Source organism: Mesorhizobium sp. WSM4832, from assembly GCF_055811115.1.
In genome coordinates, this window is sequence record NZ_JBVVQH010000021.1 from 112726 (window position 1) to 130041 (window position 17316).

Below are 17316 nucleotides of genomic sequence, written 5' to 3' on the forward strand. Positions count from 1 at the left end.
CGCTATCCCTTGAACGCCGGCAGCGTCAGGCCTTTGACGCCGACGTCGAGCGCAAACAGCCCGCCCGGATGCTTCTGGCCGACGAAATGGCTCGCGGGAGAACTCCCCGTTGCTACCAAAGGCCGGCCGGTTCCATACGATTGCCGTGTCAAGAGCAGAGCCTGTGGGAACAACCAATCGCGCAGGCGGTTCTTCATGGACATGAAGAGCATGATGCCGAAAAGTGTGAAGCGGTTTTCCGACGACATCATGCTCTATCTCTTTGATTTAGAGACGGATTCAGATTTCACGTCGAACAGACCTGAAATCATCCGGCTCTAGGGAAGCCGTTGGAGAGTAAAATGGAACCGCGCAACAAACGAGCCGCCCAGAAAGATCAGGCCGAAGCTCCGACCATAGAACAACAGGACTGGGATGGCCTCGAGGGCACTAAGGTTCTTCCGGATAGTGTCGCCGTCGAGAATGGCGCGGCGGACGAAACGGAGGTGGAGCTTCCGGAAGAAAACGACGACAACGCTTATCAAAACAGCGACGAAGCCTTGCCTGACGATGAGGAGGAGCGGGTTCTGTCTCGCGACCCCTCGAAGGAAGGCAGCCGTTTCGACGAAGTGTGACGTCCCCGGTTCGCCTGCCGTCCCGGAGCTCCAGCAGCGCAGGCTCGAGCTTGAGGGTGCTGGCGGATCGACGGGCTTTAATGCCGGCGCCCGTGCTCCGTCAAATGGTATCTTGTATCGATCGCGTACAAACTCGTTGAAGAAGCGCCCTTTCGAGGACGATGCCCTGAACGCGGCGTAGGTTTCCGGCTCGACATCCTCGTAATCGTAACGGTCGCCGCTCGGGACAAACCACACCGAAAGCGTTCTTGTCGGCGCATCATAGTGGAACTTGCGGATGGCAGTGGACGGCATACGCGGCATTCCTGCTTGCTGAGCCGTAATTCCTGGCATGCCACGAGGTTCCGCCCTGCCGTGGAGTCCAAGGTGAAAGGCTTGCGAAATTGCGTGCAGCTTCCGGCTTCGCCGCAAAACGGATGCTAGTCGCGAGACGATCGCGATCGTGGCGGCCTATGAGCTTGGCGCCGCTGCTGTCACCCGCCACACCGTGTTGCCAACATCATCGGCAATCAGCAACGCCCCGGACTTATCAACGGCCACCCCGACTGGCCGTCCCCGCGCCTCACCCTTGTCGTCGAGGAAGCCGGTGACGACGTCCTGCGCCATTCCGTTCGGATGCCCGCCGCTGAACGGCACGAACACAACCTTGTAGCCGTTGAAACGGTCGCGGTCCCAACTGCCGTGTTCGCCGACAAAGGCGCCGCCGCGATAGGATTGCGGCAGGCTGCTCGCGGTGTAGAAGGCAAGCCCGAGCGGTGCGACATGCGAACTCAGCGCGTAATCCGGCGGGATGGCTTTCGCCACCATGTCCGGCTGTTGCGGCATGACGCGCGGATCGACATGCTGTCCGTAATAGCTGTAGGGCCAGCCATAGAAGGCGCCGTCCTTCACCGATGTCATGTAGTCGGGCACCAGGTTCGGCCCGAGCTCGTCACGTTCGTTGACCACGGTCCAGAGCGCCTTGCTCTCCGGCTCGAACGACAGGCCGTTCGGATTGCGCAGCCCGCTGGCGAAGATGCGCGAACGGCCGGTGGCGCGGTCGACCTCCCAGATCGCGGCGCGATCCTTCTCGGCCTGGATGCCGTTTTCGGTGATGTTGCTGTTCGAGCCGACGCCGACATAGAGCAGCGAGCCGTCTGGGCTCGCGACAAGGCTCTTCGTCCAGTGGTGATCGATAGGCCCGCCCGGCAGCTCCGTCAGCACCTTGCCGGGCGCCGTGATCTTGGTGTCACCCGGCTTATATGGATAGCGTACGATTGCATCGGTGTTGGCCACGTAAAGATCGTTGCCGACAAGCGCCACGCCGAAGGGCGAGCTCAGATGATCGAGGAACACGCCCTGGTAGTCCGGCTTGCCGTCACCATTTGTGTCGCGCAGCAGCGTGATGCGGTTGCTCGGCCCGGTGTCGCCGCCTGATGTGACCCAGTCTTCGACCCAGCCCATGACGATGTCCTTCGGCCGCTTGGGGGACGCTTCAGGAGGCGCTGTCGATTCGACCACCAGTATGTCGTCATTGGGCAGCACATAGATCGAGCGCGGATGCTGCAGACCTTTTGCCATCGCCTGGATCTGCAGGCCCTGCGCGACGGTCGGCTTCTCGTCGTTCTTCCAGCCAACCACCGACGCCAGGTGCATCGGCGGGAAAAGATACTGATTGATTTCAGGCAGTTTCGGATTTGGCCCGATCTGCGTGCTCGCGTCGGTGTTGTCGTCGCTGCACCCGGCGGAAGCAAGCGCCGTCGCGCACATCAGCGCAGCGCCCGTGATTTTGACCGCGCTATCAAGTCGTTTCATCAGCCACTCCTACATGATGGCGATAGACCAACCCCCAGCCGAGCCAGCCGGTGAAAATCAGGATCACGACCACCAGCGCCGACAGGATCAGTCCGGTCGGCACGACCGACGTCCACGCGTCGCGCGTGTGGATCAGCATGTTGACGAAGGCCAGCACCAGGGCGACGAGATTGCCTGCCATATGCAGCCAAGCGGTCGGCTGCTTACGAATTCTGCGGCCCCAGAGGAAGTCGATCAGCCCCGCGATCGCCGCCAGAATGCCGACGATGACACCGACCGTAACCAGCCAGGCCGAGAAATTGGCCCAGGTCATCTCGGCGGTTCGCCAATAGACAATATCGGCAAGCAAGGTTCCGACGAAACAGGCGATCGGAATGGTGACCAACATTGGATGAATGGGATGGCCGGCTATTCTTGCCGTTGACTGGGGATTTTCCATGCGGAAGCTCCTTTCCGCGCTGCGGTTGAAACTCAACAACGCGCAGAGGCGAATGTTCCGGCGGAAAACCTTGCGCTCACCAGAAGGTGAACCGCGAGGACCACGACTCGATCGACGCTCCCCGGCGGTATCGAGATCGATGGTACGATTCCATACGAAAACCGCTCAGCCGGTAAGGAGACGATAGCTCTGTGACCTCGTTCGGGCCTTGGTTTGGGCATCTCCAAAGTTGGCTGGAGCGCAATCGCCGGTATGGCCAAGCCTGCGGAACCATCGCTCAGCATAAGGGTTTCTTCAAATCTCCATCGAGAGGATGAAGAGACGGACCATGCGGAGGCGGCGACATGAGTAGCAGCGCGGCCGGCGAACCATATCGATACGGATCGCACCGTGAAGCAGCGCAACGCAGATGTCGCGGAGAGCCATCATGACCGAAGCCGCCGTTCGCAACTTCACCATCAACTTCGGACCCCAGCATCCCTCTGCCCATGGCGTTCTACGGTTGGTGCTCGAACTGGAAGGCGAGATCGTCGAACGCGCCGATCCGCATATCGGGCTGCTCCATCGCGGCACCGAGAAACTGATCGAATACAAGAACTACCTCCAGGCGCTGCCCTATTTCGATCGGCTCGATTATGTCGCGCCGATGAACCAGGAGCATGCGTTCTGCCTCGCCGCCGAAAGACTGCTCGAAATAACGGTTCCCAGGCGCGGGCAGCTTATCCGCGTTCTGTTTTGCGAGATCGGCCGGCTTCTGTCGCATCTCCTCAACGTCACGACGCAGGCCATGGATATCGGCGCGCTGACCCCGCCGCTTTGGGGATTTGCGGAGCGCGAGAAACTGATGGTTTTCTACGAGCGCGCCTCCGGCGCCCGCATGCACGCGAATTATTTCAGGATCGGTGGCGTGCACCAGGATCTGCCTCCGGAGCTTCTGGACGATATCGAGGCCTTCTGTGACCCGTTCCTCAAGGTCTGCGACAACCTCGACGATTTGCTCACCGGGAGCCGCATTTTTAAGCAGCGCAATGTCGATGTCGGCGTAATCGGGTTGGATGATGCCTGGGCCTGGGGCTTTTCCGGCGTGATGGTGCGCGGGTCGGGCGCCGCATGGGATCTGCGCAAGGCGCAGCCATACGAGTGTTACCCGGACATGGATTTCGACATTCCCGTCGGCAAGAACGGAGACTGCTATGACCGCTATCTCGTTCGCATGGAGGAAATGCGCCAGTCGGTGCGGATCATGAAGCAATGCGTGGAAAAACTGCGGTCGCCGCAGGGCCAGGGGCCGGTGGCGGTTCCGAACCGGAAGATCACGCCGCCGCCGCGAGCCACCATGAAACGGTCGATGGAAGCGACCATCCAGCATTTCAAACTTTACACCGAGGGGCACCGTGTGCCGGCCGGAGAGGTCTACGCTGCCGTCGAGGCGCCGAAGGGGGAGTTCGGCGTTTATCTGGTTTCAGACGGGGGCAATGTCCCTTATCGGTGCAAGATACGCGCGCCGTCCTTTGCCCATTTGCAGGCGATGGATCTTCTGTCTCGAGGCCACATGATCGCCGACGTTGCCGCGATCATCGGATCGCTCGATATCGTGTTTGGCGAGATCGATCGCTGACCGGTGCGCGGATCACATGCCCTTGTCGAAGTCGATGACTTCGCCCGTGTGGCGCATCATACGGCGAAAGCTCATCGAGATATGGGCGCGCCTTATATGGCCGATCGATTCCCAATCGCCGATCTCGGCTGCGGCGAGCACTTCCTCCATTTCGCGGCGGAAGGCGGTGAATTCTTCGACAAGGCCGAGCTGCGGCATCATCTTCAGGACGACGCGCGCGACCTGGAAATACAGGCGCTCGCTGATCTCGCGCAGCGGCTGGTTGCCGGTCATCGCGGTGAGTTCGTAGAAGAAATCCATGTTGAGGCGAAGGAAGGCGCGCTGGTCGGGGTTGAGGATATCGGAATCACAGCGCTTGATGAGCGCTCTGATCCGATCGAGATCCTCCGCCGTGCGCGGGATTGGCGAAAGCTTGCCGACGAGCAGCGCCAGTTCCAGTCTCAGGTGGTAGACCTGCTGCAATTCCTCGATATCGACGTCCGTGACGATCGTGCCGACGCCGTGTACGGATTGGACGAGACCCTCGGATTCCAATCGCGCCAAGACACGCCGGACCGGGGTCCGGCTGATCTCAAATTCCTGGGCCAGCTCTTCCTCGGAGAGGTGGCTTCCCGGAGCATAGTCCAACAGGCAGATGCGGTCGCGCAAGATCCGGTAAATGCGCTCGAACCGCTCGCGCGCCGAAAGCGGGCGCGGCTGCGGGTCGGCCGTTGCTATTGGCGCGGCATCTGTCTCAAGCGTCATCCAGCCTCCAGGACAGCATGCAGGAACTGCCGCGTCCGCTCGTTCTTGGGCGCTCCGAACAGTTCGCCTGGCGGTCCCTGCTCGCAGATCTTGCCCTGGTAGAAGAAGCAAACGCGATCGGAAAACTCTTTGGCGAAACCCATTTGATGAGTGACCATCAGCATGGTCAGATCATGCTCGCGCCCGATCTGCCTTATCACCTGCAGCACTTCGCCGACAAGCTCCGGGTCGAGCGCGGACGTGACCTCGTCGAACAGCATGATCTTGGGCCGCATGGCCAGTGCCCTGGCAATGGCGACGCGCTGCTGCTGGCCACCGGAAAGTTGCGACGGATAATGGTCCTTCTTCTGGGCCAGCCCCACCAGTTCCAGGAGTTCGGCCGCCCGTGCCTCGGCGTCCGCCCGCTTCATACCAAGCACCGTCATCGGCGCTTCGATGCAGTTCGCCATCGCCGTCATGTGCGGGAAGAGATTGAAGGATTGGAACACCATGCCGATCTTCGCGCGGATGCGGCGAATATGCGCCAGGTCGGCGGGAACGAGCGTGCCGTTCTTCTTCATGTGGGTGAGCGGCTCGCCTTCGACCCAGATGACGCCGTCATTGATCGTCTCCAGCGTCATCAGCATGCGCAGCACTGTCGTCTTGCCGGAGCCGGACGGACCGATGACGGAGACCTTCTCGCCACGTGCGATTTCGAGATCGAGCCCGTCGAGAACGGTCAGCGCGCCATAGCGTTTCGAAACGTTCTCGAAGCGGACCATCGGTTGTTCCGTCATCGCATGGTCCTCCGGTTGAGCAGGCGTTCGAGAGCGCGGATGAGCACGGCTGAAACCAGGCTCATGGCAAGGAAGAACAGGCCGACCAATGTGATCGGCTCGGTGTAACGGAATGTCTCGGAGCCGATGATCTTGGCTGTCTGCATCAGCTCCATCACGGCGATCGCGGAAAGCAGCGGCGTCTCCTTGAACAGGGCGACGAGGTAGTTGCCCAGCGCCGGAACGATCGGCGGGATCGCCTGCGGGATGATGATGTCGCGAAACGTCGTCCAGGCCGACAGATTGAGCGCGATCGAGGCTTCCCACTGGCCGCGATGGATATTGTCGAAACCGGCCCGGTAGACCTCGGAGCAATAGGCGGCATAGTGGATGCCGATGGCGAGCACACCGGCGGTGAAGGCGTCGAGCACGAGGCCGAATTTCGGGAAGACGAAGTAGATGAAGAATATCTGGATGAGCAGCGGTGTCGATCGGATCAGCTCGACCAGCACCGAAATCGTCCAGCCGGTTCGCGGCACGGCGATGCGGACGACCGCCAGCACCAGGCCGAGGGTAGCGGCGAGCACGAAGCCGATCAGCGTCGCCTCGATGGAGACGATTGCCGCATGCGCCAGCACCGGCAGGATCTCGAGGGTGAAGCTCCAGTCCCAGATCATGCCGCCCTCCCCCGCGCCAGACCTGCCGATGCGCGCCTTTCGAGCAGACGCATGCCAATGGTGAGGACCAGCGACATCGCGAGATACATCAGCAGCACGAGCGTGAAGATCGGAATTGTCTTGAACGTATTCTGGTTCATCTGCTGCGCTTTGAAGGCGAGATCGGAGAGCGTGATCAGCGAGACCAGCGACGTCGATTTGAGAAGCTCGATGAACAGGTTCCCCCAAGGCGGGATCATGGCGACGAAAGCCTGCGGCAGGATCACTCGTCGCAGCATCTGGCCACGGCTCATGTTCAACGCCGTGCATCCCTCCCACTGGCCGCGATTAACCGACAGGATCGCGCCGCGCACCACTTCCGACCCGTAGGCGCCGACATTCAGCCCGAGCGCCAGCACGGCCACCGGGAATGGATCGAGCGAGACGCCGAATTGCGGCAATACGAAAAACAGCCAGAACAGCTGGACCAGCGCCGAAGTGCCACGGAAGATCTCGACATAGACCGTGGCCAGCCACCTCAGCGGTGCCGGACCATAAAGCCGGGCGAGTGCTGCAAGCACACCCATGACGACGGCAAGCAGCGCGCCGAGCACGGCGATCTCGGCCGTCAACGCCGCGCCCTGCAGCAGGCCCGGCATGAACAGGCTGTAGCTTGGCTGCGTCGCCAGGATACCGATGATGACGAGCGCGGCCGCCAGCATCGCAACAAGCGTGCGGATTCCCATCTGCGTCTCCGAAAAAGGGGCGGCGCCGTGGCGCCGCCCAGCAGTTGGGACCCTATTTGCCGGCGCAGAGCTCGGCGGTGGTCTTGTTCGGCAGGTAGTCCTTGCCGAAACCGAGCGGCTCGACCAGGGCGATATGCTCCGGTGTGCCGAGGAATTTCTTCAGCTCGGCGTTGAAAGCCTCTTGCAGATCGGTGTCTTCCTTGCGGAAGCCGAAGCCGCCATGTCCCTTCACCGACTTGCCGTTAACCTCGCCGAACGGCTTGGTCGTTTCGACGCCGTCGGCCTTCTTGGCCATGTCGGCGATCGAAAGCGCCGTCAGCGCGGCGGCGTCGGCGCGGCCGGCCTGGACGGCCGCGACCAAGCTGGACTGGTCAGGCAGGGTGACGATCTGCCCGGCGTCCACGCCCGCATCCTTGGCGAACCCGCCTTCGACGGCGCCGGCCATCACGGCAAGCTTGAGATCCGGCTTCTCCTTGAAGCTGGAAAAGTCCTTCACGCCTTTCGGGTTGCCTTTTGCCACCAACATCGCCTCGCCGATGCCGTAGGAAGGCTCAGAGTAGTTGATCTCGGCGCAGCGCTTCGGAGTGATGAACATGCCGGCGGCGATGATGTCGAAGCGGCCGGCCTTGAGACCCGGAATGAGAGAGCCGAATTCGGTCAGCACCCCGTCAACCTGCGGGATGCCCATCTTGGCGAGCACCGCCTTGGCGACTTCAGGGGCCTCGCCGGTCAGCTTGCCATCAGGCGTGGCGTAGCCGAAAGGCGCCTCGTTGGCGAAGCCGACGCGGATGTAGCCGTCCTTCTTGGCTCGTTCGAGCGTGGTCTCCGCATGAGCGGGCAGCGACGTGAGCGAAGTCGCCGCAAGCGCAAGACAGGCGGCCGCCTTCACGACGATGCGGCGCGATATCGATGATTTCAGCATGCTTTTCTCCCATTGAACAACTGATGACGGTTCCCAGCGCAGCGGCCTTCTTCGAGACTGAAACGCGCTTGACCAGACGTATACAACTGCCCTAGAGATTGTGCAAGTCGAGACACGCCAACCTTTGAAAATTCGAAGGCTGCAGGGCGGACTACCGTCGAGTTGTGCACAATTTAAGCAATTTACCCGTCGCCAGGGGCGGACGACATATCCAGAAGGCAGGGGCATTCCAGGTGACGAGCGCCGACCATTCCGGAACATTCACGCAGGCGGAATATGCGCGGCGCCTGGCCGGCGTGAAGGCACGCATGGAAAAGGCAGGCTTCGACCTTATCGTTTGCCAGGATCCCGCCAACATGTGCTGGCTGACCGGCTATGACGGATGGTCGTTCTACGTTCCGCAATGTGTTCTGGTCCATCTCGAGGAGGATCGGCCGATCTGGTTCGGCAGGGCCCAGGATGCCAGGAGCGCACGCCTGACCACCGGCCTGCCGGAGAACAACATCGTGCCGTTCTCGGAACGGCTGGTGCAGCAGCCGGTCGAGCATCCCTATGATGAGCTCGCCCAACTGATCCGCTCGCGCGGCTGGGCAACGGCCAGTATCGGCGTCGAGATGGACGCGCATTACTATACGGCGCGCTGTCACGCCCATCTCACCCAGGGACTGCCCGACGCGGGCTTCGCCAATAACCATGATCTCGTCAACTGGGCGCGGCTGGTCAAATCCGAAGCCGAGCTGGCGCTGATCCGCGAAGCCGGCGCGATCTGCACCCATGCCATGAACCGCGCCATCGAAAAGATGCGGCCCGGTGTGCCGCAGAACCACGTCATCGCCGAGATCTATCACGCGCAGATCATGGGTGTGCCCGGAGCCGGCGGCGACTATGCCGCGATCTGTCCGTTGATGCCGGTTGGCGAGGGCACCAGCACACCGCATCTGACATGGTCCGATGCGCCGCTGCCGGACAGCGGCCTCGCCATCCTAGAGATCGCCGGCGTGCGTCGCCGCTATCATGCGGCGCTGACGCGCACGGTACATTTCGGCAAGCCGCCGCAGGCGATCCTCGACATGGCCAAGGCAATCGTCGAAGGCGTCGACGCCGGTCTCGAGACGGCGCGACCCGGCAACACCGCCGAAGAAGTCGAAGCCGCCTGGCAAGCTGTCTTGCGCAAGAACGGGCTGAAGAAGGAAAGCCGCGTCGGCTATCCGGTCGGGCTCGCCTACCCGCCCGATTGGGGCGAGCGTACCGCAAGCCTTCGTCCCGGCGACACCACCGAGATGCAGCCGGGAATGTGCTTCCACTTCATGGCCGGCGTTTGGCTCGACGATTTCGGCGTCGCCATCTCGGAATCCTTCGTGGTCACCGAGCGCGGCGGGAAACGCCTCTGCGACGTGGCGCGCGAACTCATCGTCATCAACTGATCGCCGGCCCAAGGACCGGCAATTTCAAGGACACCGCAATGGACCGCAATCCCTTTTCCGAAGCCGAAATCGCTGGCCGTCTTGCCAGGCTTCGCACGCTACTGGCCGAGCGCGAACTCGACGCCGCGGTCTTCGCTTCGCCGGAGAACGTCTTCTACCTCACCGGGCTCGATCACTGGGGATATTTTGCCCCTCACCTTTTGATCGTCCCGCTTGAGGGCAAGCCGGTCCTGGTTACCCGTTCGATGGAAAGGGTGACGATCGAGAAGCAGGTGACGGCAGCGACGTTCCGCGGCCATTCCGACAGCGAAACGGCTGCGGATCTTGCCGCGCGGGTCCTTGCCGAACTCGGCCTGACCGGCAAGCGGATCGGCCTCGAATACTGGACGGCCGGCCTCAGCCACGGGCTTGCCGTGGCACTGCAGGCGCAGGCGGATGCCAAATGGAGCGACGTTTCCGGTCTGGTCGACAGCATGCGGCGGGTGAAGAGCGCCGAGGAACAGGCGCTGATGCGCCGCGCCGCCAAGGTGACCGACGCCGCCGCCAGCGCCGCAATCGCGGCGATCTCGGACGGCGCCACCGAACAAGAGGTCGCCGCCCAATGCGTCTCCGCGATGATCCGCGCCGGCGGCCATGCGCCGGGCTTCGGCCCGTTCATCCGCCCGGCCGCGCGCCTGGGCGAAGAGCACACGACATGGGGCGACGGAATCTATCGCAAGGGCGAGCCGGTCTTCGTCGAATTGTCCGGCTGCATCTCGCGCTATCACGCGCCGCTCGGCCGGCTGGTTCGCATCGGCCACATCAGCGACGAGGACGCCGCGATGGCGCAAGTGACCGCCAGGGCGTTCGACGCGGTCGTCAAGGCGCTGCGGCCCGGTGCCAGGGCGCGCGATGTCTACGCCGCCTGGCAGGCCGTCGCCGACGAGGCCGGCCTTTCCCACTATCGCCGCCACCATTGCGGCTATCTGGTCGGCGCCGGCCAGCCGCCATCGTGGACCGGCGGCAATTCGGTGACCGGCTTGAGGCACGATTCCGATCTCGAGATCGAGACGGGGATGAGCTTCCACATCCTGTCCTGGCTGATGGGCACCGGTCGTGGCGACGACTTCGTCTCCAACACCGTGCTGTTGACCGAAGCGGGCGCGGAAGTGCTGACCCGCACGCCGGCCGGCCCGATCGTTCGATAGGCCCGCACGCATGGCGCGCTACTCGGCATTCTCGATTTTCCGCAATGCGCTGTCGGGCCAGAAGAGCTGGCAGCGCGCCTGGCGGGCGGCGGAGCCCAAACCCTCCTACGACGTGATCGTCATCGGCGGTGGCGGACATGGCCTCGCCACCGCTTTCTACCTCGCGGAGAACCATGGCATCCGCAATGTCGCCGTGCTCGAAAAAGGCTATGTCGGCGGCGGCAATGTCGGGCGCAACACCACCGTCATCCGCTCCAACTACCTGCTCGACGGCAACACCCAGTTCTACGAATTCTCGATGAAGCTGTGGGAGGGCATGTCGCAGGCGCTGAACTTCAACGTCATGTTCTCGCAGCGCGGCCAGCTCGTGACGGCGCATTCGGCCGACCAACTCGACGGCTTCAGCCACCGCGCCAACGTCATGCGGCTGAACGGCATCGATGCCGACATCCTCGATCGCGAAGAGGTGCGCCGTCTGGTGCCCTATCTCGATTTCTCCGACACGGCCCGCTTTCCGATCCATGGCGCCATCTTCCAGGGCCGCGCGGGCACGGCGAGGCACGACGCCGTCGCCTGGGGCTATGCGCGCGCGGCCGACGGCCATGGCGTCGACATCATCCAGAACTGCGAGGTGACCGGCTTTGTCCGCGACGGCGAGCGGATTGTCGGTGTCGAGACGACGAAGGGCCGGATCGGCGCCGGCAAGGTCGGCCTCGCCGTTGCCGGCCATACATCCATCCTCGGCGCCAAGGCCGGCCTTGAGCTGCCGATCGAAAGCCATGTCCTGCAAGCCTTCGTCACCGAGCCGCTGAAGCCGCTGGTCGACCATGTCGTCGCCTATGGCGCCGATCATTTCTACGTCAGTCAGTCGGACAAGGGCGGGCTGGTCTTCGGCGGCAATCTCGACGGCTATAATTCCTATGCCCAGCGCGGCAATCTCGGTGTCGTGCGCGAGGTGGCGGAGGCGGCGATCGCCTTGATGCCATGCATCTCGCGCATCCGCCTCCTGCGTCATTGGGGCGGCGTCATGGACATGACGCCCGACGCCAGCCCGATCATTTGCCCGACGCCGATCGACGGCCTCTATCTCAACGGCGGCTGGTGCTATGGCGGCTTCAAGGCGACGCCGGCTTCCGGCTGGTGCTTCGCCCACACCATCGCGACCGGCAAGCCGCATCCGTTGATCGCGGCCTATGGGCTCGACCGTTTCCGGACCGGCCGCACGCTCGACGAGGCTGGCGTCGGCCCCTCCGCCTGGCTGCAATAGGAGGCGATGAGGAAAATGCTGCGCATCGAATGCCCCTGCTGCGGCCCGCGCGACCATGACGAGTTCCGCTATGGTGGCGACGCCTCCGTCACGCGTCCGGCCCATGACGACCCGGATCCGGAGGCCTGGTACGCCTACGTCTACGTCCGCAAGAACCCGGCCGGCCTCCACCGCGAATTCTGGCAGCACGTGATCGGCTGCCGCCAGTGGCTGGTGGTCGAGCGTGACACGCGCAACCACGTCATCTCTTCGGTCGCCTTCGCCAGGACATCGCAAGCATGAACGCCCACAACAAGCGACTGCCGGGCGGCGGCCGCATCGACCGCTCCCGCTCCATCGAATTCAGCTTCGACGGCCGAAAACTGGCTGGATATCGCGGCGACACGCTTGCCTCCGCGCTGCTCGCCAACGGCGTCACGCTGGTTGGGCGCAGCTTCAAATACCATCGCCCGCGCGGTATTCTCTCCGCCGGGCCGGAAGAGCCGAACGCGCTGGTGACGCTCGGGTCTGGCGGCAGGCGCGAGCCGAACCTGCCGGCGACGACACTGGAACTTCACGACGGCATGGTCATGGAAAGCCAGAACCGCTGGCCATCGCTTGCCTTTGATGTGCAAAGCCTCAACGGGCTTTTTGGTCCGTTCCTCTCGGCCGGTTTCTACTACAAGACCTTCATGGGCCCGACACGGCGCGCCTGGATGTTTTACGAGCACTTCATCCGCAAAGCCGCAGGCCTCGGCAGGGCCGGCACCGACCCGGATCCCGACCGCTACGAAGTCCGCCATGCGTTCGCCGATGTCGCGGTCATCGGTAGTGGCTCGGCGGGCCTGTCGGCGGCGCGCGCCGCTGCCGCGGCCGGCGCGCGGGTCGCGCTCATCGAGCAGGATTTCCTGCTTGGCGGCCAGCTTCTGGCCGAGCGGTCCGATGGCTTCGCAGCCGCATGGTTGAATGAGGTCGAAGCCGAGCTGAAGAGCTTCGAAACCGTCACACTGATGAAACGGACCAGCGCTTTCGGCATCTATGACGGCACCGTCATAGGTCTGGTGGAACGACGCGACCAAGTCGGTCCGTCGACGGCCGGCGAAGCGCGGCAGACGGTCACGATGCTTCGCGCTCGCTCGGTGGTTTTCGCCACAGGGGCGATCGAGCGACCAATGGTATTTTCGAACAACGACCGCCCTGGCGTCATGCTTGCCTCGGCCGCGCGGGCCTACCTCAACCGCTTCGCCGTCCTGCCAGGCAGGAAAGTCATGGTCACCGCCGCCAATGACGGCGCCTGGCGCACCGCCTTCGACCTGGCCAATGCCGGCGCTGAGGTGACGGTAGCGGATTTGCGCGCCGCACCACCTGCAGCCCTTGTCGCGGATGCCGCCCGCCTCGGTGTCGCTGTTCGAACCGCAACGCGCATTGTCGGCTTGCATGGCGGCCATGCCGTCAAGCGCGCGACACTGAGCGGACCGGACGGCCACTTCGAGACCACTTGTGATCTGGTCTGCATGTCCGGCGGCTGGTCGCCGACCGTGCACCTCACGTCTCATCTTGGCATCAAGCCCCGGTATCGCGATGACATCGACGGCTTCGTGCCGGGCAGCTTTCCGGCCAGTTGGTCCGGTGCCGGTGCGATGATGGGTGCCTACGCGACCGCCGACGCCATCGACGACGGTCATCGCGCCGGCATCGAAGCGGCATCCTTCTGCGGCAAGTCGGCACCGGTGCCGGCTCCTTCGAGGCTTGACCTGGGCGAGACCGTCACGGCCACGCTTCGCGACGTCCCGTCCGCTCACCGTGGAAAAGCCTTTGTCGATTTTCAGATGGACGTCACCACGAAGGACATCGAGCTCGCCCACCGCGAAGGCTATGAGTCGGTCGAGCACCTGAAGCGGTACACGACGCTCGGCATGGGCACCGACCAGGGCAAGACCAGCAATTTCGCGGCGCTTGCCGCGATGGCTGGCCTGCGCGGCGCAACGGTCCCCGAGACCGGCACCACGACCTTTCGTCCGCCCTTCACGCCGGTTGCCATCGGCGCTCTCGCCGGCCGCGCCACAGGTCATCATTTCAAGCCGTTCCGCCGCACGCCGATGCACGACTGGCATCAGGCGAACGGCGCCGACATGCTGGAGGTCGGTCTGTGGATGCGGCCCTGGTTCTACCGGCAATCCGGAGCCGATGTGAACGAAGCCTATGTCACCGAAATGCGGACTGTGCGCCAGGCAGCCGGACTGATGGACATTTCCACCTTGGGCAAGATCGACGTCCAGGGCCCCGATGCGGCGATATTCCTCGATCGCGTCTATGCCAACGGCTTTGCCAAGCTGCCGGTCGGCCGCGCCCGCTATGGCGTCATGCTGCGCGACGACGGCATCGTCTTCGATGACGGCACCACGACGCGGCTGGCGGAAAGCCGGTTCTTCATGACCACCTCGACCGCCAAGGCCGCCGACGTGCAGTCGCGGCTGGAATTCCTGCTCGATACCGCCTGGCCGGACCTGCGCGTCGCCGTCACCTCGGTGAGCGATGAATGGGCGGCGATGTCGATTGCCGGACCGCAGAGCCGCGCCATCTTGGCGGCGGCATTTCCGTCGTTCGACCTTTCCGACGCAGCGCTGCCGCACATGGGCTTGCTAGAAGGCGAATGGGTAGGTCGGGCGCTGCGCATCCTGCGCCTTAGCTACTCGGGCGAGCGCGCCTATGAAATCTATGTCGGCGCGACTGCCGGCGCGCAACTGTGGGGCCATTTGCTCGAAACCGGCGATCCGTTCGGCCTGAAGCCCTACGGCGTCGAGGCGCTCGGCGCGCTACGCGTCGAGAAGGGCCATGTCGCCGGACCCGAGATCGACGGGCGCACGACGCTGGACGATCTCGGCCTCGGCCGCATGGCCGGCAAGCGCTCGGGTTTCGTCGGCGATGTGCTGCGGCGGCGTCCCGCCTTCATGGCGCCTGACCGGCAACGCCTGGTCGGGCTGGAATGCATCGAGGACGGAAAGCGCCTGCGCGGCGGCGCCATCCTGTTCCTGCCGGGCGAAAAAGCTCACGGCCACGGACGCGGCCGTGTCACCTCCGTCACCTTCAGTCCCGAACGCGGCCACTATGTCGGGCTGGCACTGCTTGCCGGCGACATGGCGGCGGAAGGAAGCGAGGTCGTGGCCGTCTATCCGATGAAGGCCGAAACGGTGCGTGCTCGCATCGTCTCGCCGGTGTTCCTCGACCCGCAGGGAGAACGACTGCATGGCTAGCCCGGATTTCAGCCTGTCCGTGTCCGAGTGCCCGCTCATCCAGGTCGAGGGCTGGGACGGGTCGCTCAGGCAATTCGAAACGAGCCTTTCGGCGTCGCTCGGCACGGACCTTCCCGCCTCGGTCGGCGAGACCGTGCGTCACGAGAACCTTCTCATCATCCGCGTCGCACCCCGTCGTCTCTGGCTTGTCCTCGACAACGGGGCGCCGGCGCCGCCCCTTGCTGTCGATCCGGATCTCGGCTGTTCGGTCTCCCTTGGCGAAGGCCGCGTGCGCTTCAGCCTGGCCGGCGCCGATATCGCGAGGGTGCTCTCGACCTGCATCGCCGTCGACTGGCACGAGCAGACGGCCGCTCCGGGGCGTGCCGTGCACACGTCATTCCATCATGTAGCGGTACTCTTTCTGCGCACCGGCGAGGCCTCATGCGAACTCATCGTGCCGCGAAGCTTCGCCCGCAGCCTCTCCGATTGGATTGCCGACGGCTCATCCGGAGCGATCTAAAGCGTGTCGCGCTGAAACGGATTCAGGCGCTTTAAGTCTTTGTTTTTATGCATGTCGTTGTCCCAGAACCGCTGCACACTTCTGGGCGACATGCATTAATTTCTTGCTGGCCAATCGCCCAGAAGCGTGATTCCAAACTTCGGCGCGGCTGCCCTGAGCCGCTCGATATCAGCGGGAGTCGGCGGCCCGGCCGTTTGTCCCTTTCGCAGCTCATGGCCACCTTCGGCGAGAAACTGGTCGAATCCACTTGGCGTGCCTATCAGTATGTAGCGGACGGGCCGATTGCCGGGATTCATCAGCTGGTGCGGGATGCCGCGCTTCAAAAACATGCTCTCGCCCGCCGAGATCGTTCGGGCTTCGCCATCCACGACCGCGGTCAACTCACCTTCGATGACGTAAACCGTCTCGTCATCGTTCGCATGGACATGGATCGGCGTCTTGGTCTGCCCGTCACTCCTGTTTTCGAGAAGGCATAGCTGGCCTTCCGTCTGTTTGCCGGTAACCAGTCGCTTCATGACGACACCTGCGAGCACAAATTCCTTGGGTTCGAGATCTGTCATTGATCCAATCCTTTTTGATATTGCCCCCCTCAAGCGTGCTGGCTCGTCAGTCACTCTTGTCCGACTCCTTCAGCCTGCTAAACGCCGAGCACCGCCTTCACGCGTTCGCGCGTGCGCTTGCCCATTGCATGGCCGATGCCTGTCTCGGGATTGGGCGTGATGTTGGTCGAATAGATCGTGCCGAACGGGGTCGGCACCGCAAGCCCGCCGGCAAAGGACTTGTTGTCCGGCCTGGTATGGCAGGACGTGCAATTGCCGACGGAAGCCAGTATGGCGCCCTTCTCGATCAGTGCCTGGTCGAAGGCGGACCGCTGCGGTGGCTCGACAGGATCGATCGCCGGCTTCCAGGCATAGGCGAAGAACCCGGCGGCACACACCACGAGAAGAACGCCAACGCCCAGCCAAAAGCGTTTCAAGCACTATCCTCCTTTGCGGACGATGCAGTCTCGGGAACGCTCGCGATCGGATTGTCTTGGCCTTGCGCGCGCCATGCGGAAAAAGCTAGGCGCGACGGCCCCTGCGTCAACCGAGGGATTGTCCGATTGCCCTAACGGTCGAGACGGGCGCATGTTGGTTCGCATCCAGGTGCGCGGCGCTTACATTCGAGATCGGTCGGAACCGGTGGGATTTTCAGGCCGTTGTCTTCGATAGCGATCGAGGAGAACCGTCATGAAGGACAAGGCAGCAGATATCGACCACACATTGCCGCAGGTCGCCATCGACGATCAGCAGGTGCGACAGCTTGCGGCTACGACCGACTTGCCATCCAGGCAGGCCCGCGAACTGGTGCGCCGCCACGGCAACGATCCCAGGAAGCTGGAAGAGTTGGCGAAGTCGATCAACGCGGCGAGTTGAGCC

Annotated in this window: 19 protein-coding genes and 1 pseudogene; 9 read left to right on the plus strand and 11 right to left on the minus strand. The window is 63.3% G+C overall.

Annotation, left to right across the window (positions count from 1 at the left end; translation table 11 throughout):
• Positions 1-2: 2 nt before the first annotated feature.
• Positions 3-251 carry a hypothetical protein gene (locus tag AC0L2L_RS26015; RefSeq protein ID WP_473582385.1) on the minus strand — a complete coding sequence of 83 codons (249 nt, stop codon included), beginning with the start codon at positions 249-251 and terminating at the stop codon, positions 3-5.
• A gap of 90 nt (positions 252-341) precedes the next feature.
• On the opposite strand from AC0L2L_RS26015, the gene AC0L2L_RS26020 reads away from it, so the two are divergent.
• Entirely contained in the window at positions 342-614 is a 273-nt protein-coding gene (locus AC0L2L_RS26020; RefSeq protein ID WP_473582387.1) for a hypothetical protein, read from the plus strand.
• 126 nt (positions 615-740) lie between these two features.
• Here AC0L2L_RS26020 and AC0L2L_RS26025 read toward each other — a convergent pair.
• From AC0L2L_RS26025 to AC0L2L_RS26035, 3 genes and pseudogenes are all read right to left on the minus strand, one after another.
• Positions 741-947 (minus strand): annotated as a pseudogene (locus AC0L2L_RS26025) (KTSC domain-containing protein); the annotation flags it as partial.
• Positions 948-1064: 117 nt separating this feature from the next.
• Positions 1065-2408, minus strand: a complete 1344-nt coding sequence (locus AC0L2L_RS26030; protein WP_473582389.1) for a PQQ-dependent sugar dehydrogenase — start codon at positions 2406-2408, stop codon at positions 1065-1067.
• Positions 2395-2847, minus strand: a complete 453-nt coding sequence (locus tag AC0L2L_RS26035; protein ID WP_473582391.1) for a DUF2231 domain-containing protein — start codon at positions 2845-2847, stop codon at positions 2395-2397. Before AC0L2L_RS26035 ends, AC0L2L_RS26030 begins: the two co-directional genes overlap by 14 nt.
• Positions 2848-3274: 427 nt before the next feature.
• Between AC0L2L_RS26035 and AC0L2L_RS26040 the strand changes: the two genes are divergently transcribed.
• Entirely contained in the window at positions 3275-4465 is a 1191-nt protein-coding gene (locus tag AC0L2L_RS26040) for an NADH-quinone oxidoreductase subunit D (RefSeq protein ID WP_473582393.1), read from the plus strand.
• A 12-nt stretch (positions 4466-4477) separates the two neighbouring features.
• On the opposite strand, the gene AC0L2L_RS26045 is transcribed toward AC0L2L_RS26040, so the two are convergent.
• The 5 genes from AC0L2L_RS26045 to ehuB are packed head-to-tail and all read right to left on the minus strand — an operon-like array spanning position 4478 to position 8288.
• Positions 4478-5209 carry a GntR family transcriptional regulator gene (locus AC0L2L_RS26045; protein ID WP_473582395.1) on the minus strand — a complete coding sequence of 244 codons (732 nt, stop codon included), beginning with the start codon at positions 5207-5209 and terminating at the stop codon, positions 4478-4480.
• The gene (gene ehuA / locus AC0L2L_RS26050) at positions 5206-5985 is read right to left on the minus strand and encodes an ectoine/hydroxyectoine ABC transporter ATP-binding protein EhuA (protein WP_027165493.1); all 780 of its coding nucleotides are present in this window, start codon (positions 5983-5985) and stop codon (positions 5206-5208) included. Before ehuA ends, AC0L2L_RS26045 begins: the two co-directional genes overlap by 4 nt.
• On the minus strand, positions 5982-6641 hold the full coding sequence (gene ehuD / locus AC0L2L_RS26055; RefSeq protein ID WP_473582397.1) for an ectoine/hydroxyectoine ABC transporter permease subunit EhuD: 660 nt from the start codon (positions 6639-6641) through the stop codon (positions 5982-5984). The genes ehuA and ehuD overlap by 4 nt, the downstream gene beginning before the upstream one ends.
• Positions 6638-7366, minus strand: a complete 729-nt coding sequence (gene ehuC / locus AC0L2L_RS26060; RefSeq protein WP_473582399.1) for an ectoine/hydroxyectoine ABC transporter permease subunit EhuC — start codon at positions 7364-7366, stop codon at positions 6638-6640. The genes ehuD and ehuC overlap by 4 nt, the downstream gene beginning before the upstream one ends.
• Before the next feature lie 52 nt (positions 7367-7418).
• Entirely contained in the window at positions 7419-8288 is an 870-nt protein-coding gene (gene ehuB, locus AC0L2L_RS26065; RefSeq protein ID WP_473582401.1) for an ectoine/hydroxyectoine ABC transporter substrate-binding protein EhuB, read from the minus strand.
• Positions 8289-8521: 233 nt separating this feature from the next.
• On the opposite strand from ehuB, the gene AC0L2L_RS26070 reads away from it, so the two are divergent.
• The 6 genes from AC0L2L_RS26070 to AC0L2L_RS26095 are packed head-to-tail and all read left to right on the plus strand — an operon-like array spanning position 8522 to position 15898.
• Positions 8522-9712 (plus strand): M24 family metallopeptidase, encoded by a 1191-nt coding sequence (locus AC0L2L_RS26070; protein ID WP_473582403.1) that lies wholly within the window; start codon positions 8522-8524, stop codon positions 9710-9712.
• A gap of 38 nt (positions 9713-9750) precedes the next feature.
• The gene (locus AC0L2L_RS26075) at positions 9751-10899 is read left to right on the plus strand and encodes a M24 family metallopeptidase (RefSeq protein ID WP_473582405.1); all 1149 of its coding nucleotides are present in this window, start codon (positions 9751-9753) and stop codon (positions 10897-10899) included.
• Between the two features lie 10 nt (positions 10900-10909).
• The gene (locus tag AC0L2L_RS26080; RefSeq protein WP_473582407.1) at positions 10910-12166 is read left to right on the plus strand and encodes a sarcosine oxidase subunit beta family protein; all 1257 of its coding nucleotides are present in this window, start codon (positions 10910-10912) and stop codon (positions 12164-12166) included.
• A 15-nt stretch (positions 12167-12181) separates the two neighbouring features.
• On the plus strand, positions 12182-12448 hold the full coding sequence (locus AC0L2L_RS26085) for a sarcosine oxidase subunit delta (RefSeq protein ID WP_027165500.1): 267 nt from the start codon (positions 12182-12184) through the stop codon (positions 12446-12448).
• Entirely contained in the window at positions 12445-15399 is a 2955-nt protein-coding gene (locus AC0L2L_RS26090; RefSeq protein ID WP_473582409.1) for a sarcosine oxidase subunit alpha family protein, read from the plus strand. The genes AC0L2L_RS26085 and AC0L2L_RS26090 overlap by 4 nt, the downstream gene beginning before the upstream one ends.
• Positions 15392-15898, plus strand: a complete 507-nt coding sequence (locus tag AC0L2L_RS26095) for a sarcosine oxidase subunit gamma (RefSeq protein ID WP_473582411.1) — start codon at positions 15392-15394, stop codon at positions 15896-15898. The genes AC0L2L_RS26090 and AC0L2L_RS26095 overlap by 8 nt, the downstream gene beginning before the upstream one ends.
• A gap of 95 nt (positions 15899-15993) precedes the next feature.
• Here AC0L2L_RS26095 and AC0L2L_RS26100 read toward each other — a convergent pair whose 3' ends face one another.
• The gene (locus AC0L2L_RS26100) at positions 15994-16458 is read right to left on the minus strand and encodes a cupin domain-containing protein (RefSeq protein WP_473582413.1); all 465 of its coding nucleotides are present in this window, start codon (positions 16456-16458) and stop codon (positions 15994-15996) included.
• Between the two features lie 77 nt (positions 16459-16535).
• The gene (locus AC0L2L_RS26105; protein ID WP_473582414.1) at positions 16536-16874 is read right to left on the minus strand and encodes a hypothetical protein; all 339 of its coding nucleotides are present in this window, start codon (positions 16872-16874) and stop codon (positions 16536-16538) included.
• Positions 16875-17127: 253 nt separating this feature from the next.
• On the opposite strand from AC0L2L_RS26105, the gene AC0L2L_RS26110 reads away from it, so the two are divergent.
• On the plus strand, positions 17128-17313 hold the full coding sequence (locus AC0L2L_RS26110) for a hypothetical protein (RefSeq protein WP_473582416.1): 186 nt from the start codon (positions 17128-17130) through the stop codon (positions 17311-17313).
• Positions 17314-17316 lie beyond the last annotated feature (3 nt).

Bases quoted from the DNA above. Each gene is read 5' to 3' on its own strand.
- AC0L2L_RS26075 (WP_473582405.1), top strand. From the start codon at position 9,751: ATGGACCGCAATCCCTTTTCCGAAGCCGAAATCGCTGGCCGTCTTGCC.
- AC0L2L_RS26015 (WP_473582385.1), bottom strand. From the start codon at position 251: ATGATGTCGTCGGAAAACCGCTTCACACTTTTCGGCATCATGCTCTTC.
- AC0L2L_RS26085 (WP_027165500.1), top strand. From the start codon at position 12,182: ATGCTGCGCATCGAATGCCCCTGCTGCGGCCCGCGCGACCATGACGAG.
- AC0L2L_RS26030 (WP_473582389.1), bottom strand. From the start codon at position 2,408: ATGAAACGACTTGATAGCGCGGTCAAAATCACGGGCGCTGCGCTGATG.
- AC0L2L_RS26020 (WP_473582387.1), top strand. From the start codon at position 342: ATGGAACCGCGCAACAAACGAGCCGCCCAGAAAGATCAGGCCGAAGCT.
- AC0L2L_RS26080 (WP_473582407.1), top strand. From the start codon at position 10,910: ATGGCGCGCTACTCGGCATTCTCGATTTTCCGCAATGCGCTGTCGGGC.
- ehuC (WP_473582399.1), bottom strand. From the start codon at position 7,366: ATGGGAATCCGCACGCTTGTTGCGATGCTGGCGGCCGCGCTCGTCATC.
- AC0L2L_RS26090 (WP_473582409.1), top strand. From the start codon at position 12,445: ATGAACGCCCACAACAAGCGACTGCCGGGCGGCGGCCGCATCGACCGC.
- ehuD (WP_473582397.1), bottom strand. From the start codon at position 6,641: ATGATCTGGGACTGGAGCTTCACCCTCGAGATCCTGCCGGTGCTGGCG.
- ehuA (WP_027165493.1), bottom strand. From the start codon at position 5,985: ATGACGGAACAACCGATGGTCCGCTTCGAGAACGTTTCGAAACGCTAT.
- AC0L2L_RS26040 (WP_473582393.1), top strand. From the start codon at position 3,275: ATGACCGAAGCCGCCGTTCGCAACTTCACCATCAACTTCGGACCCCAG.
- AC0L2L_RS26100 (WP_473582413.1), bottom strand. From the start codon at position 16,458: ATGACAGATCTCGAACCCAAGGAATTTGTGCTCGCAGGTGTCGTCATG.
- AC0L2L_RS26045 (WP_473582395.1), bottom strand. From the start codon at position 5,209: ATGACGCTTGAGACAGATGCCGCGCCAATAGCAACGGCCGACCCGCAG.
- AC0L2L_RS26095 (WP_473582411.1), top strand. From the start codon at position 15,392: ATGGCTAGCCCGGATTTCAGCCTGTCCGTGTCCGAGTGCCCGCTCATC.
- AC0L2L_RS26035 (WP_473582391.1), bottom strand. From the start codon at position 2,847: ATGGAAAATCCCCAGTCAACGGCAAGAATAGCCGGCCATCCCATTCAT.
- ehuB (WP_473582401.1), bottom strand. From the start codon at position 8,288: ATGCTGAAATCATCGATATCGCGCCGCATCGTCGTGAAGGCGGCCGCC.
- AC0L2L_RS26110 (WP_473582416.1), top strand. From the start codon at position 17,128: ATGAAGGACAAGGCAGCAGATATCGACCACACATTGCCGCAGGTCGCC.